This window comes from Candidatus Desulforudis audaxviator MP104C, from assembly GCF_000018425.1.
GTDB classification, from domain to species: Bacteria; Bacillota; Desulfotomaculia; order Desulfotomaculales; family Desulforudaceae; genus Desulforudis; species Desulforudis audaxviator.
In genome coordinates this window covers 1,644,756-1,658,939 of sequence record NC_010424.1, presented here as the reverse complement: position 1 = coordinate 1,658,939, position 14,184 = coordinate 1,644,756, and the positions used below count along the sequence as shown (strand labels likewise).

Annotated in this window: 12 protein-coding genes; 11 read left to right on the top strand and 1 reads right to left on the bottom strand. The window is 60.2% G+C overall.

The genetic code is table 11. The features are described 5' to 3' along the window. Window positions 1–53: 53 nt before the first annotated feature. From DAUD_RS07985 to DAUD_RS07955, 8 genes are all read left to right on the top strand, one after another. Window positions 54–422 (top strand): DUF485 domain-containing protein, encoded by a 369-nt coding sequence (locus DAUD_RS07985; protein ID WP_012302654.1) that lies wholly within the window; start codon window positions 54–56, stop codon window positions 420–422. Continuing rightward, a complete protein-coding gene (locus tag DAUD_RS07980; RefSeq protein WP_012302653.1) occupies window positions 415–2,496 on the top strand; it encodes a solute symporter family protein in 2,082 nt (693 codons plus the stop codon). The genes DAUD_RS07985 and DAUD_RS07980 overlap by 8 nt, the downstream gene beginning before the upstream one ends. Before the next feature lie 59 nt (window positions 2,497–2,555). Then, complete coding sequence (locus tag DAUD_RS12530; RefSeq protein WP_012302652.1) at window positions 2,556–2,720, top strand: hypothetical protein; 165 nt, start codon at window positions 2,556–2,558, stop codon at window positions 2,718–2,720. A gap of 342 nt (window positions 2,721–3,062) precedes the next feature. Continuing rightward, on the top strand, window positions 3,063–4,967 hold the full coding sequence (locus DAUD_RS07975) for a DUF294 nucleotidyltransferase-like domain-containing protein (RefSeq protein ID WP_012302651.1): 1,905 nt from the start codon (window positions 3,063–3,065) through the stop codon (window positions 4,965–4,967). Window positions 4,968–4,983: 16 nt separating this feature from the next. Beyond that, window positions 4,984–5,694 (top strand): 3'-5' exonuclease, encoded by a 711-nt coding sequence (locus DAUD_RS07970; protein WP_012302650.1) that lies wholly within the window; start codon window positions 4,984–4,986, stop codon window positions 5,692–5,694. A gap of 143 nt (window positions 5,695–5,837) precedes the next feature. After that, window positions 5,838–6,593 (top strand): copper amine oxidase N-terminal domain-containing protein, encoded by a 756-nt coding sequence (locus DAUD_RS11635; RefSeq protein ID WP_012302649.1) that lies wholly within the window; start codon window positions 5,838–5,840, stop codon window positions 6,591–6,593. 174 nt (window positions 6,594–6,767) lie between these two features. Then, window positions 6,768–7,934: a TolB-like translocation protein gene (locus tag DAUD_RS07960; RefSeq protein WP_166485161.1), complete on the top strand. Its 1,167-nt coding sequence runs from the start codon at window positions 6,768–6,770 to the stop codon at window positions 7,932–7,934. Window positions 7,935–8,102: 168 nt separating this feature from the next. Continuing rightward, window positions 8,103–9,356, top strand: a complete 1,254-nt coding sequence (locus tag DAUD_RS07955) for an MFS transporter (protein ID WP_041570891.1) — start codon at window positions 8,103–8,105, stop codon at window positions 9,354–9,356. 18 nt (window positions 9,357–9,374) lie between these two features. Here DAUD_RS07955 and DAUD_RS07950 read toward each other — a convergent pair whose 3' ends face one another. Further along, window positions 9,375–10,940: a phosphoenolpyruvate carboxykinase (ATP) gene (locus DAUD_RS07950; protein ID WP_012302646.1), complete on the bottom strand. Its 1,566-nt coding sequence runs from the start codon at window positions 10,938–10,940 to the stop codon at window positions 9,375–9,377. A 254-nt stretch (window positions 10,941–11,194) separates the two neighbouring features. On the opposite strand from DAUD_RS07950, the gene DAUD_RS07945 reads away from it, so the two are divergent. The 3 genes from DAUD_RS07945 to DAUD_RS07935 all read left to right on the top strand — a co-directional run bounded on the left by DAUD_RS07945 (window position 11,195) and on the right by DAUD_RS07935 (window position 14,133). Further along, a complete protein-coding gene (locus DAUD_RS07945; RefSeq protein WP_012302645.1) occupies window positions 11,195–11,839 on the top strand; it encodes a DVU0298 family protein in 645 nt (214 codons plus the stop codon). A 254-nt stretch (window positions 11,840–12,093) separates the two neighbouring features. Then, window positions 12,094–13,680, top strand: a complete 1,587-nt coding sequence (locus DAUD_RS07940; protein ID WP_012302644.1) for a methyl-accepting chemotaxis protein — start codon at window positions 12,094–12,096, stop codon at window positions 13,678–13,680. A 12-nt stretch (window positions 13,681–13,692) separates the two neighbouring features. Then, window positions 13,693–14,133: a chemotaxis protein CheW gene (locus tag DAUD_RS07935; RefSeq protein WP_012302643.1), complete on the top strand. Its 441-nt coding sequence runs from the start codon at window positions 13,693–13,695 to the stop codon at window positions 14,131–14,133. Window positions 14,134–14,184: the final 51 nt, after the last annotated feature.

Genomic DNA, 14,184 nt, shown 5'->3' with positions numbered 1-14,184 from the left:
GGTTTTTTTTTAAAAGCCGAATGTATTTTGTCTTTTTTTAAGGAGGTTTTGGAATGGGCAACACACCTACGGGTCCGGCGGGAACGGGCACCCCCGTACAATCGGGGGTTGTCGCTCCCAGGTACGAGGTGTATAGTGAACAATACCTGCACCTGGTGATGAGTGCTCAATTGAAGTTAAGTCTGAAGTGCTTCGCCATCTTCGTGGTGATTCTCGTGGGGATTCCACTGGTCAATTTCTACCTGCCCGCGATCGCCAACACCCGAATCTGGGGGTTCACCCTGACCTGGCTGTTCCTGGGGGTGCTGTTCTATCCCTTGACCTGGATAATCGCCCGCATCTACGTGACCCGGTCCCTGGCCCTGGAAGATGAAATCATTGCCCGGGCGACCTGGGATGAGGGGACGGTGAAGGGTGGGTAGTGTTGCCTGGATCCCTCTAATATTTGTAACGATACTGGTTATTGCCACCGTAGGACTGGGCATCTGGGTGCAGCGTTCGGTACGCAGCACCGCCGACATGTACGTGGCCTCCCGTGCGGTAAGCGTGCCGATGAACTCGGCGGCCATCTCGGGCGAATACCTTTCTGCGGCCTCCCTCATGGGTATCGCCGGAATGGTGATGAAGTTCGGTTACGATGTGCTCTGGTACCCCGTGCTGTACGCGGCCGGCTACCTGTTTCTGCTGCTGTTTATCGCGAGTCCCCTGCGGCGGTTCGGAGCGTACACCATCCCGGACTTCGCCGAGGGCCGGTATTCGAGCGCCGCGTTCCGGAAGATCGCGGTGGTTTTCGTGCTGACCATCGGCCTTTTCTACACCATGCCGCAGATGAAGGGTGCCGGCGTGGCTCTGGTGAACATCCTGCACACCCCGTACTGGGTGGGTGTGGTCCTGGTCGGTTCGGTGATCACCTTCAACGTGGCGCTCGGCGGCATGAAAGGTATTACTTTCGTACAGGCCTTCCACTACTGGGTGAAGATGTTCGCGGTCTCGGTGCCGATATTCGTCCTGTTTGCCTTCATCGGCGGCTACCCGTCTCAGATGGCCCAATTCGGAAATGAGGGTGAAGCTGGAAAATCCCTGCCCAAGTTCTATGACGATTACCAGATAACGTACCATCCGGTGGCCCCAGCCAACGTGGTCGTTTTTCCCGATTCCATCTCGGGTCGGTTTGCGAACGGGGCCGAGGCCTTGATCACCACATCCGTGGCCCTGCCTCCCGGCAGTGACCCGATCACGCCTGCGGACCTGATGGCGTCGGGCTTGCCCGCCCAGACGGTGCTCCGTGAAATAGCCGGTCAGGAACGTACCCTGTACGTGTTCCCGGCGGGGACGGAGTTCACCACCACCCGGCCGCTCACCGTGACCAGAAACGGTGAACCGGTGATTGTCACCGATCCTTCGACCCGCAAGGAGAAGGAACTGAAGGTGGTGGCGAAACTCCAGTTGTTCCCGGTTCCGGGAGAGGAACGGGTGGTCGTGCAGTACGCCCGGGGCGAGGTGGTGCCTAACGCGCCGGCTGACAAGACCTGGCTTGAACCCTTCGGCCCACTGACCAACAAGTACGGGTACCCGGTGCTGTACACTTACTCGCTGATCCTGGCGATTATCTGCGGCACCGCCGGCCTCCCCCACATCCTGGTGCGGTTCTATACCAACCCGGACGGGAAGACGGCGAAACGCACCGCCTTTTGGGTTTTGATTCTGCTCGGGTGTTTCTACCTGTTTCCCCCCATCTTTGGAGTGATGGGCCGGAACGCGGTGCCGCACTTGTATGCCATCACCGGTGGCGCCTATAGCACAGACTCGGTGATCCTCGTCCTGCCCAAGATCCTGAATCAGAACCTGGCCTACCTGGGCGACATATTGTCGGGCATCACCTCGGCGGGCGCTTTCGCCGGGTTCATGACCACCTTCTCAGGGCTTTTGGTTTCCATTACGGGGGCTTTGGCTCACGACATCTACGGGAACATGCTCAACAAAAGGGCCACGCCCGGGCAGCGGATCAAGGCCTTCCGCACGGCGGCCGTCCTGGCCGGCTGCGGGGCGATGATCCTGGGTACCTTCGTGGAGAACTTCGACATCAACATGATGGTGGGCTGGGCGTTTGCGATCGCAGCGGCCTCGTATTTCCCGATGCTGATAATGAGCGTCTGGTGGCGTCGGGCGAGCGCAGCCGGTGCGGCCGTCGGGATGCTGGTGGGCGGAATTTCAGCCCTGGTGGCGATTGTGTCCACCATGCTGGCCGACAAACAGGTGCTGCCCTGGCTGGCGGTCTGGTACGGGAACAACCCGATCTACCGCACCCTGGCGGAACAGCCGGCGATCTGGGCGGTGCCCTTAGCCCTGCTGCTAATCTTTACGGTATCCCTACTCACGCCCAGGGGGGTGCCGCACGACGTGCACCATAAGATGCTGGTGCTGCACGCTCCTGAGGAACTCGGGTTGAAGGACGAATACATCAAGGAAGAAACCGCGCCGAAGCCGGTCCGGTAGCGAAGGTGGGGCTTAACACCCCGCCTTCCTATACCGGAACAGGAGGGATTTTGACAGTAATGGGTGGAACGCTCAAGAGGAACCTGGGAATATACTTGGTTTACCTGGGCTTACTGGCGGTGATCGGGATTTCCGTCCGCTACCTGGGACTGGATATGATGGTCGGGATTTGGTTCGCTATCGGAGTGGCCTGCGTGTTTGCGGTGTTGTGGCCGCGATGGTGAGGCGGTGGAGCCGCCGCTTGGCTCCGTGCTCCGCGTGGACGGGCCCCTATTTGGGAAGTGGGAAGTGAGAGGTGGGAAGAAGCCTGGGAAGCGTGGCTTAAGCCTTGGCGTCGTTTCGTTCTTACCTCGCACCTCTCATTTGGGACGCCTGCGGGTAATAGAGGTCGGAGGCCAGAGGTTTGAGACCGGATAGGGAAGAAAAGCAAACGTTTCGCTGGCTGGTATCGTTCGAGGAGTCCGCGGCCTTAAAAAGGGGTCAGACCCCTTTTTAAGGGGGTCTGACCCCTTTTTTAAAAGTGTGTGTGGCGTCCTACAGGATTCTCTAATGAGGAGGCGTCAGGCTTGGATTTTTACGAGTTGTTAAAAAACACGCCCCCGTTTTCGGGTCTTGCGGATGAACGGATACGGGAATGTGTTCCTTACCTGACGACCGAGGATTACCTCAAAGGTACCTATATCTTCCGGCAGGGGGAGCCCCACCAGGAACACATGTTTTTCTTGTTGTCCGGGCTGGTGGAGATTCTCCTGGTCGGAGACCACGGCGAGGAGCGCGCGGTGGGTCTCTTGAAGCCCGGTGATTTCTTCGGGGAGTGTCTTTTGTTTACCGATTCTTACCCGACCACCTCGCGGACGGTGGAGGAGAGCCGCTGTCTGCTCATCCCGGAGGTCTGCTTCGAGGATCTGAAGTCGGATCCCGACTTCGTCGGCTTTTTCAGTCACGCGCTCGCCGAACGGATGCGGTACGTGTACCAGGAGATGGCCCGGGAACAGAACTGGCCGTTGCCTTGGGAACCGCGGCACTATCGGAGGCGGCTTTATGAGATAATGTCCTCCCCGGTGGTCACCTGCCTGGAGGAGCACCGGATCACCGAAGTGGCGCAGTTGTTCGCCGAGCAGGAAATCAGCGCGGTGGTCATTCTGGACCGGAACGGGACTTCCCGCGGGATACTCACGGCGAAGGACTTGGTGCGCCACGTCCTGGCCGCGTCGGACTTCGAGCGCCAGGCACGCCGCTCGGCCGCCGCCCTGATGAACGAGAAACTGGTGCTTCTACCCCCGGAGGCGCACATCTACGAGGCGCTTTTGGCCATGATGCGCAATCAGGTGCGTCATGTCCTGGTGGAAAACCAGGGCTTGCTCCTGGGCATCGTGACTATGGGTGATCTGGTTCGGGCCCAGCACCTCGACGTGCTCCGGACCGTCGACGCGGTGGAACGCGCCCCCAGCATCGAGGACGTCGCCGCGCGCATGCCGGACATCGACCGCGTGATGGGCGACATGGTGAGCGGCGACGCCTCATCGGAGGAGATCTGCACCCTGGTCACGGAGTTTTATGACCGGGTGACCTGCCGGTTGATCCGGATGGTGGAGGCAGAAATGCTCTCCGAGGGCAAGGGCCGGCCGCCGACCAGTTACTGCTGGTTGACGATGGGCAGCGGGGGCCGCCGGGAACAGGTCCTGCGCACCGACCAGGACAACGCCTTGATCTATGACGATCCCCAGCCCGGCGAGGAAGAAAAAACGGCGGCCTATTTCTTGGAACTGGCCGGGCGGGTGGTTGCCGGCTTGGAGCAGTGCGGGTTCCGACCCTGCCCCGGCAAGGTGATGGCCAGCTACCCGGACTGGTGCAAGCCGATGCGGGAGTGGTTCCCGACCTTGAAAAAATGGACTCTGGATCTAAACCCGCAAATGCTGCGGTTGATGAGTATTTTCCTTGATTTTCGCCCGGTCTACGGTCAGTTCGCCATGGCCCACTCCCTGAGGCGCTACGTTTTTCAGCGGCTGGAAAAAGCGCCGGTGGTGCTGCATTTTATGGCCCGTGACGCCCTTTCCAGGAAGGTGCCTTTGAACCCATTCCGGCAGGTGGTCACGGAACGGTCCGGACCGCATAAGGATCAGCTGGACTTGAAGCGGGCCGTGCTGATTCATATCGTGGACGCCGTGCGGTTGTTTGCACTGCGCGACGGCCTTCTGGAAACCTCCACGGCGGGCCGGCTCCGCCAGTTGGTTGACAAGGAAACCCTGCCCAAAGACGATGCCGAAGCCTTTCAGGTGGCCTACGACAGCATTTTGATGCTCCGGCTGCGGCTGAACCTGCGCCGCATGGCGGAAGGAAAAACACCGTCAAACTACGTGAGTCCCCGGAAGTTGACCAGACGGGAACTGGCGATGGTGAAGGACGCCATGATGGCCGTCTCGCGGCTGCAAAAGTTTACGGGTGTTACTTTCCGGGTGGAAGGATACTAAAGGGGCTTGATTGTACATGAGTATCGCCGCCAACCTCTCAGGTCTTTGGAGAAACTATGCTGAGCGCGCCGCCGTGCCCGGTTGCAGCGACCTTACTCCGGAACTGGTCGAACAGTGCAACACCAAGCCGTCCGAGGATTTGTCGCTGTATGAACTGGTCTATTCGGTGATTGACACCGAGACTACCGGGTTGCGGCCCGATGCTGGGGACGAGGTGATTTCGGTCGCCTGTGTCCGGGTGGTAAGCGCCAAAATCCAGAACGATTACTTCTACACCCTGGTCGACCCTGAGCGCGAGGTGCCGGAACTGGCGGCCACTATTACGGGGATCACCACGGAGAGAGTCCAGGGGCAGCCGGTGCTTGAAAAGGTGCTGCCCCGGATGCTGCGGGAAATGGCCGGGGGTGTGATCACCGGGTTTAACATCCAGTTTGACCTAGTGTTTCTGAACAACGGGCTGAAAAGGAAGTGCGGCACCACCCTTAACCCCCCGATGGTGCTGGACGTCCTGTCTTTATGCCGGATCCTGAAGCCACGCGCCCGGACCTTTGGTCTCGGGGCGATGGCCCGGGAGTACCAGATTTCGGTGAAGGACCGGCACAACGCCCTCGGTGACGCCCTGATCACGGCACGGTTGCTGCTTTGCCTGCTCCCGGAACTGGAGGCGCGAGGGGTCCGGACCCTGCGGGACCTGCGCCACTTTCTCCGCTACCACGCGTTCTACTAGCGTGAACACGCCTTCAAAAACTTGCTTGTGCAAAACCAGAACCACGTTCGGGAACGGGCGTGGTTTTTCTGGTGTTCCGGAAGAAATCCGCGCTGCCGGGTGGGGCGTCTACCAGATAAAATATCAGAAGGAGAGGAAGATCGTTGCCGCGCAAGCCGATGTTGTTACTGAAAGTTTTGAGTCTGGTGCTGGTGATCCTGGTCCTCGTTTTCCCGGCCGGCTCCGGGTTTGCCGGAAGCGGAAAACACCCGGGTGGGGTAAAGGTAGTGGTTGACACGAGCGAGGTTATTTTCCCCGACGCCCAGCCGGTCTTGACCGGCAACCGGGTCATGGTACCGCTGCGGGCGGTGGCCGAGGCGCTGGGCTGGCGGGTGAGCTGGAGTGCGAGTGCCCGGGTTGTGCATATTTTCAGGGGTGAGACTCAAGTCTCGCTGGCGATCGGCGGTCCGGTCTGCTACGTCGGCGATCAGCCCCGGGAGATGGATGCGGTGCCGTTCCTGCGCGAGCAGCGCACATACGTTCCCCTGAGGTTCGTTTCCGAGGGTCTTGGCTACGCCGTTTCCTGGGATGGGACGACCGCCACCGTTCGGATCGGCCCGCCGGTGGAACCGCCGGCCGGACTGCTGCCGGACCGGGCGCGGGGGCACATTCCGGGCACCATTGTGAGTTCCGGGATGATCCTGGGCACCCTGTTTCTGGACGGTCTTTCCACCATCCAGGTAATCCAGGAGCACGCCCTGAAACCGGGCAGTGAGGAGGTGCGGGCGGCGCTGGAGGCGGCGGTGGGCCGGCAAGTTGTGGTGAAAGGCGCCTATCTCAGTGGGGAGCGGGTTTTCGTGGTCAGCGCGGTGGTGCCCCAGTCCGGCAACGGGGCGGCCACGATGGCGGTCTCACCCTGAGTCGCCTTTCCCGATATGCAACCGTTGGCGGCACGTGCATTCGCGGACTAAAGGGTCTATCGGCTTTTCTTCCGGGACTGATCGCAACACCTGGTTAATTCCTCAGGGCAGGACATACCCGGGCCGGGGGAGAATAAGTGCGTGGTAGGCAGCTGAAAACCTTGAGGTTGGAGCGTGTCTATGTTGAGACGGTTCTGGTTCAAAATACTGATCCTGCTTCTGTTCACCGCCTTCGCGGCGGCGGGGTGCGGGGGGGTGCCGCCCGCGGTTCCGGAACTCGGTCCGGCACCTCCGGAAGCCGGTGGGGTGGCGCCGGTGCGGGTGCCCGAACAGCAGCAGGGATTGGCCGGCGATTTTACCGTACTCCGGCTGCCGGGATTGCCCCCGCACTTCGAGCTGGCGGGCTGGCTGGATACGGAGACGCTGGTGGGCAGGAGCGGCGACCGGGTCACGGTATTCCGGCAGTACACCGGTGAGACCTTCACGCTCGGCGGGACGGCCTGGAACGTCTGGCCCGCTCCGGACGGAAGCCGTGTGGCTTACAACAACGAGCAGGGCATCTGGGTGGCGGACACCAAGACCGGAGCGGACACTCTGGTTGTTGCCCGGGACCCGCAACGGGAAACCGCTCCGGGCGGCGTTATCTGGGCCCCGGACAGCACACGCTTTCTATTCACCTACGAACACGAGTGGGACAGCGAGTTTTTCGTGGTTGAGCCGGGCGGTGAGCCCAGCCGTCTGGACACAGAGATGGAAAACTACTTCCTGAAAGCGGCCGTGGCCTGGCCGGTGGCCGACCGAGTCCTGTTTACGGTCCGGGCCTCCGCCAAGAAGGACGGCACCAGGGAGTACGGTTCCGGCTACCGTTCGGATTTCGCGGTGTACGACATTTCGGACGGGAGCTTTGAACGAATCACCGATTTGAACGACGGGTGCTTCATCACCTTTGAGGGCTCGGCTGCTGAGGGGCGATTCGCCTACTTGATCCGGGATGAACAACAGCGCCCGCTGGAGACCGGGTTGATGGACACGGAAGGGCGGGGCGTGAATCGCCGGGGGGTTAACCCGGCGGTTTCCGGGCTCCTGACTTCGGCAGTCGGCGGGTCGGTTTATTACCTCAGGCCCGTGGAACACGTTGGGCCTGGGGACCTGATGCGCATACTGGTCGAACAGGACGGCCGGCTCGTGCCGGTGGTGGACATCACCTACGACTACCCGCTGCGCTTTCACCGTTCCCCTGACGGCCGGCAGTTGGGCTTCACCTTCGGCGCCCCGGTACCGGTGGAGGGAGGATACACCGCGGCGACCTTCGGATACCTGATCGTCGAGTGCAAGCGCTGATAGCCCGGAAAAAGGCCGCCTGGCAGGCGGCCCGGATTTCCTCAAAAGTCATGGGCCTGATCTCCCGGCAAGGGGGCACTTCTTGCGGCAGGAGACCACGCCGGCGGGGGCGAAAGTGGGAAGGTACGTAGATGGTCTGATAACTCGCCTTTCGTTGGGGGATACCCTGTGCAAGAACCTTGGAAAAGACGGCCGCCGGTGTTCGTACTGGGTACGGTGATGTTTCTCGCACTGCTGCCCAGCTTCAGCCTGCCGGCGGCTTTGCCGCTCATTGCCGCCGAGTGGGGTATGGGCCCGGCCCAATCCGGAATCGTGATGGCCGCCTTCCAAGCCGGGTACATCGTCGCGGCCCTGGTGGCCCTCCCGTTGACGGACCGGTTCGACACGCGTTACGTGATCGCGGGCGGGTCCAGCTTGACTGCCGCCGGCCACCTCCTGTTTCCCATCCTGAGCACCGATCCGGTGACCGGCATCATCTTGCGGGCCGTGGCCGGAGCGGGCCTCGGGTGCATATACATGCCGGGTATCCGGCTGGTTTCAGAGGTAACGGTGACGATGCGTGGGCGGGCAGTGGGCGGCTACGTGTTTTCGTACCTGATGGGCACGGCTGCTTCGTTCGCTCTCACCGGGATGCTGCTCGGGTTTTTCGAGTGGCGGACCGCCTACTTGTTTGTTGCTTTGGCCGGAACCCTGGCCTTTCCGCTGGCTCTCTTTGTAATCTGTCACCCGGTTTTTAAGCGCGGTGTCTCTGCCAATCCCTTCGTCACCCTATCGCCCTCCCGGAAACGTTTCCACCGTGAGTCGGTGCGCCTGCACCTGCCGGTGATGCTGTTGATCGGGGCCTACATGGTGCACATGTGGGAACTGTATGGTTTACGGTCCTGGATGTCGCCGTTTCTCGCCGACGCCCTGGGGCAAACGGGGATGGCGGCGGTTTCCCTGGCGGCCACCCTTACCGCTTTTTCGGTGGTCTTAAGCGGTGTTTCGGCGCTGGTCGCCGGGTGGCTGTCCGACCGAATGGGGCGGGTGGCCACGGCGTCGGTGATTATGGCGGTCAGCGCCGCCTGCTCGCTTACTTTTGGCTGGCTCTTTAACGCGCCTCTGTGGTCGCTGCTGCTGGTCGGGTTGGTCTTGAGCCTGACCGTGGCTTCTGATTCCCCGGTGTTCTCGGCCGGCATCACCGAAATGTCTGATCCCCGGATCCTCGGGCGGGTGATGGCCTGGCAGACCTTCCTGGGATACGGAGCGGCCACGGTGTCGCCGGCAGTGATGGGTTACATAATGGAACGGTCCGCGGATGAGGCGTTGGGGTGGGGCTTGGCGTTCTCATCCCTGGGGCTGGTGGCCCTGACCGGGCCCCTGTTCCTGATGCGTTTGCGCCGGCTGCCGGAGAGCCGGCGGTTGTGCGGGGGGCGCGGGTAGAGGTCATGAAGGGAGCGTTCAGTCCCCGGCGGAGGCGGCCGTGGCCAGCACCCGCGGCGGTTCGACGGCCTTTAGGATGGACGGTTTCAGGTTCGGGTAGCGGGCCAGCCAGGCGCGCCGTTCCTCGCGCAGGCGGTCCACCCGCCGGGCATACTCCTCGGTGGAGTAGTAAAGCCGCGGGTCGAACGGGCGGATATTCATTCCCGGGACCTCGGTGGGAATCAGGTAGCCCCAGTCCGGGTCGGAGGTCCACTTGATGCTCCCACGGGCGATCTGAGTCATAAGGTGAGCCGAATGGCGCACGGTGATGTTCGTCCCGGGATCGCCTTCACGCTTGCCCACGCTGCCGGTGTTCAGGATGTAGCACTCAATGTCCGGGTTGGCTTTGAGGATTTCGAGCAGCCGGTTGCCTTCCTCGCTTTCGGGTCCGATGATGAAGGGGTTGGTCCCCACTTCCCGTTTGGGTTCCCCTGCTTTGGTGGGGTCCCCGGCCGAGGTTTCGATGGACTCTCCGAGCATGAAGTAGGCGGCGGCCTGTTCGGCGTTCAAACGGGCGACCGCGGGCACCACGTCGTCGCGCCTGGTGATGAAGATGATGCGGTGCACCTTGTCCAGGTCGATCTTGTCGTCGGTGCCCAGAACGTCGGAACGCAGGATCACGCCGCGACCGTTCGAAGTCAGCTCGCAGTTGTCAAACAGGATGTGACCCCGGCCGTCGACGCAGACATTTTCAAATATGGCGTTGGGTGAGGTGGCGGCCCGATAAAGGACGCACTGGGAGGCGTCCAGCCCCTCGGTCTTGATGTAGAAGCCGTTTTCCGTGCCGTAGCAGTAACCAGCGGGGTTCATGATCAGGACGTCGTCTTGACGGATGGCCACGTCCTCCCCGCCGGTGAGCCCGTGGTTGTGCATGGTGAGGGTGGTTTTGCCGGTGCCGCTCAGGCCGAAAAGGATAAAGCCGACCTTCTTCAACACGCCGTGCCGGTCCCGAACCTTCAGCACCTTGCTGCCCGCATGGAAACCCAGGAAGCCGCGCTTCTTGGCGAGATACATCGCCTTGCGCAGGAAAGACTTCTTGCATTCTCCGAAATAATCGCTGCCCAGGATGTACGTGACGCCGGCGAGCGGATGGCAGAAGATGATTTTCTCCGGCCACTCGGGAATCTGGATGGACACCAGGTCCGGTTCGGCGTCCCGGTCAACAGGCTCAAAGAGCATATTATGCCACTGCAGCGGAATCCGGGCATATTCCGCGGATACGTAAAAGCGGCAGTGGAGACTGAAGTCCGGGTGACGACCTATCTGGCGGTCCAGCCGGATCAGCGTCCGATTCCGAAGATAGCGGTGAACCTCCGACGCGACGGCTTCGGCCTTCTCCAGGGAGATCCCCTGCTGGTCCGCGCCGAGTTGGACCCCGTCCTCCACGATGTAAGTCTGCTTGGCACTGCGGTTGCGTACCCGGGTGAGGTAGTTCACACTGCCGTATTCCGTGTTCTGTCCGTCGTGGGTCATTTCCCGGAGCGCGGTGACCGGGGGGTTGTCGATGATAGTACGTGCCTCCACGGGGCGACGAAAACGGTGCATGGCCGGACTCCTTTCTGGCTGACTCATCGTCAAATTGGATTGTATTATGTATACTGTATATTGTAAACATATAATACCAAAATGGTTTCCTCGAGACAACACACAGTTTAATTAGTTATCACATTGAATTTTTGTTTGTACTACCGTTAGTGTAAATTAAGGCGCTCAGGCCTCAAATTGAACTGTTAGCACCGACGAAAAAGGTGTAAAATAGGGGTAGGCTTTTGAAAATAATTCCTGGGAGGCGAAGCTGGTTGGTTAAAGATCAAGTGCGGCATTTGCTCGAGGGCCGGCAGTACGATGGATTATTGCAGTTGGCGAAGGAAGACCCGGAAGTGGTCACGCACCTGGTGACTTTTTTGGACAACCGGGAAGGACTTCTACGCTGGCGGGCCATTGAAGGCCTGGGGCATGTGGTTGCCGGACTGTCCCGCAAAGACGATGACTTCGGCCGGGAAATCATCCGGCGGTTCTGGTCCGAGAACCCCGAGTCAGGGGACAGCGGCTGGAGCGCGCCGGAGGCGGTCGGGGAGATCATCAAACACCAGCCAGAACGTTACGCCGATCTTGCTCACCTCCTCGTCAACCTGACATACAAAGATGACGGCTTGCGGCGGGGGGTGATCTGGGCGTTGGGTAGAATCGGTAAGCGCAATCCCGGGTTGGTTGCCGGTGGAATGCCCATCCTGCTCAAGGCCCTGGCGGATCCGAACCCGGAAATCCGGGGCTGTGCGGCTTGGTCCCTCGGGGAAATCGGGGCTCAGGAAGCGGCTTCAGCCCTTGGGGACCTGCGCTGGGACCACCAGGCCGTGACCATCTACGAGGCCGGGAAGCTGTGGCAGCGGACTGTGGGTGAGGTGGCCCTGGACGCCCTGGCCAATATCCGGGCGCGGGCCTAGACTGGAGGGAATGGCTGAATACTTTCCCCACAAAGTTGACCGTGAGCTTCGAGGGGCGAAACGAACAGTTCGCCCCTTTTCCTTGTGCAAAATCAACATCAAACCTGCCGATGTATGCTCAAGTCTTACCGGTATTGCACCGATGTATTAAAGAAAGCAGAGATGATCTAAGAGGGGTGTTTGGGGCCCGGTTCTTGAATCAACCGGTTACGGACGGAAGAAAGAGAATATCATCAACAATGGGAGGAAAAAGCATGAGGTTCAGGTTAGGCGCTTCTTTGTCACTCAAATTCAAGTTGGCCCTGGTATTGATCGTTATTCTTCTCCTCTTTTCGGTCGCCATTCTCCTGGTGGTGAACAACCTGATAGTCACCACCGCTGAGAAGTCGGCCGCCGAAAAGGTCCGCGGCGACCTGGCCACCGGTGAAGTCATCATCGATCAAATGTATCCGGGAGCATGGCGCGTGGATGGTGATCGACTGTACAAGGGCGACGTGCTGATGAACGATAACTTCCATGTAGTCGACTTCATCGGCAAGCTGACTGGGGGCACAGTAACCATCTTCCGGTGGGACACCAGAATCACGACCAACGTCATTACGGCTGAAGGCAAGCGCGCGGTTGGAACCAAGGTGGCGGACAACATCGCCGAGGCTGTGCTGAAGCGCGGGCAGGAGTACTACGGAAAGGCCCAGGTCGTGGGTCACTGGTACGTAACGGCGTACAAGCCGATCCGGGATGATTCCGGCCAGATCATCGGCATCTGGTACGTCGGCGCCCCGCAGGGTTTCATGGATGCGCTTATTGCCCAGGGGCGGCTGACCGTGATCGCTAGTTGCGGTCTCACCATGTTAATTGCCGTGGTTGTTCTCCTGTTCTTTGTAAACCGGATCATTGTCAAACCGATCAGCCGTCTCGAGGCCGCGGCCGGGAAAATGGCTGCCGGGGAGTTGGACCACCGGGTGGAAGTCCGTGCCCGTGATGAGGTGGGAAGACTGGGGATAGCTTTCAACCAGATGGGTGAAAACCTCAAGAATGTGATTGAGAGGGTGAGGGAGAGTTCCATCCAGTTGGCTTCTCACAGCCAGGAGCTCTCGGCTGCTTCGGAAGAGGTCAGCGCGGCGGTGGAAAACGTAACCAGCACGTCCGCCGAACTCTCCGCTTCCACCGAGGAGAGTGCCACCCACGCGACCCAGGCGGCGGAAGCAGCCCGCGCAACGGAAAACGCGGCCGAAGCGGGTAATCAGGCAGTCCACCAGGCGATCAATAAGATCACCGCCATCCAGGAAACGGTGACTGCCAGTGCCAGGTCAGTTCAAAACCTGCACCAGAGATCGGAGAAAATCGGTCAAATTATTCAGGTAATCAACGATATCGCCGATCAGACCAACCTCCTGGCCTTGAATGCCGCTATCGAAGCGGCACGCGCGGGAGAGCACGGGCGTGGGTTTGCGGTGGTGGCTGAAGAAGTGCGGAAATTGGCTGAGAAGTCTTCCGGTGCCACCAAAGAGATCGAGGATATCATCCGGGCCATCCAGCAGGAGACAGTGAAGGCGGCGGAGGCGATGCAGACCGGTGCCGGGGAGGTGAGCGACGGCGTCAAGATCATCAAGAGAGCAGGCGAGGCTCTGGAGAATATTCGTAAGCACGCCGGGCGGAGCACCGATCTGGCCGAGCAAATCGCCAGCATGGCTGAGCAGAATAGTCACGGAGTCCAGAATCTGGCTGCGACATCGGAACAGGTAAGCAGTACGATACAAGAGATGGCGGCCAATGCCAACAATTTGGCGCGGATGGCCGACGAACTTGAGAGCCTTGTGAAATCCTTGAGGAAAGCCTAGGAGGTGTAAGCCGTGGCGTCCACCGTTGCAAACGAGCAACTGGTGATCTTCGACCTGAGTGGGCAGAAGTACGCGATTCCGGTGCTGAATACCCAGGAGATCATCAAGATGATCGATATTACTCCGATTCCCAGGGCCGATAGCTATATTGAAGGTGTCATCAACCTGCGGGGTCGGATAGTCCCTATTATTAACCTCAACAAGCGGCTGGACCTCGCCCGAAGTGAGACGACCCGGGATACCCGGATCATTGTGGTGGAGCACAAGGAGACCAGCGTCGGCATGATCGTGGACCGGGTCCAGGAGGTGGGCCGCTACAACCCGGACGAGATCGAAAGGCCGGAATCGGTGATGAAAGAAAACGAGTTCGTCAGCGGGGTGGTCAAGAAGGAGAACGCGTTGTGGCTCTTGCTGCAGCTCGATAAGGTACTCCCCAACATTTCGGTGTCCTGATCCACCCGAGTAAATATCGGCCGGCGGCAGCACAATCGGCAAGTTTCGCAG

Coding starts and splice junctions, on each gene's coding strand:
- DAUD_RS07985 (WP_012302654.1), top strand. CDS start 54: ATGGGCAACACACCTACGGGTCCGGCGGGAACGGGCACCCCCGTACAA.
- DAUD_RS12530 (WP_012302652.1), top strand. CDS start 2,556: ATGGGTGGAACGCTCAAGAGGAACCTGGGAATATACTTGGTTTACCTG.
- DAUD_RS07970 (WP_012302650.1), top strand. CDS start 4,984: ATGAGTATCGCCGCCAACCTCTCAGGTCTTTGGAGAAACTATGCTGAG.
- DAUD_RS07950 (WP_012302646.1), bottom strand. CDS start 10,940: ATGCACCGTTTTCGTCGCCCCGTGGAGGCACGTACTATCATCGACAAC.
- DAUD_RS07940 (WP_012302644.1), top strand. CDS start 12,094: ATGAGGTTCAGGTTAGGCGCTTCTTTGTCACTCAAATTCAAGTTGGCC.